Consider the following 592-nt stretch of genomic DNA (forward strand, 5'->3'; position numbering starts at 1 on the left):
CATTATTCTTAATGCCTGCCACATGGGATCTAACTCTCGATGCGGCGGGGAACATAGCTATTGCCTCAGACCAGTACGCTAGAGCGCAATCGGTCGCCAATGCCTGTCGGGTGTTTGTGAAAGATATGTACTACTCACAAGAGGCGGGAATTCCGTATCTGGAAGAGATTCTGGGTAAAAACAGGTATTCACTGGCGATGTACCGGAAGCATTTGGAGGATGCGGCAATGTCTGTTAATGGCGTAGTTTCAGCCACGGCAGAACTGAGCACAGCAAATGACCGGATAGTGAGAGGTCGAATTAATTTTACCGATATTGACGGGTGGGAGGGGGTAATAGAACTATGATACCGAAATTACAAATCACACCAGATGGGATATTGGCCCCACCCACTCAGGAGGTGATAGATGGCTGGTGGCGGGTACTAAAATCGTGTTTAGGTGACAATCTCAATACCGATATGAAGACTCCACAGGGACAATTGGTTACCACCCTGACAGCTATTATTACCGACGAACGCAACTTCTTTGTTAACCTCCTGAACAGCTTTGACCCACGTTACGCTGACGGCATGATGCAGGATGCACTGGCC

2 protein-coding genes are annotated in these 592 nt (G+C 48.5%); both read left to right on the forward strand.

Annotation, left to right across the window (positions count from 1 at the left end):
* Positions 1-347: hypothetical protein (locus PSI14_RS19995; protein ID WP_273577729.1), on the forward strand; the 347-nt coding region annotated here is incomplete at its 5' end.
* Positions 344-592, forward strand: a 249-nt coding sequence (locus PSI14_RS20000; RefSeq protein ID WP_273577730.1) for a hypothetical protein, incomplete at its 3' end; no start/stop codon positions are given. The genes PSI14_RS19995 and PSI14_RS20000, both read left to right, overlap by 4 nt.

It is taken from the genome of Xenorhabdus anantnagensis (genome assembly GCF_028598555.1).
Taxonomy (GTDB): Bacteria; Pseudomonadota; Gammaproteobacteria; order Enterobacterales; family Enterobacteriaceae; genus Xenorhabdus; species Xenorhabdus anantnagensis.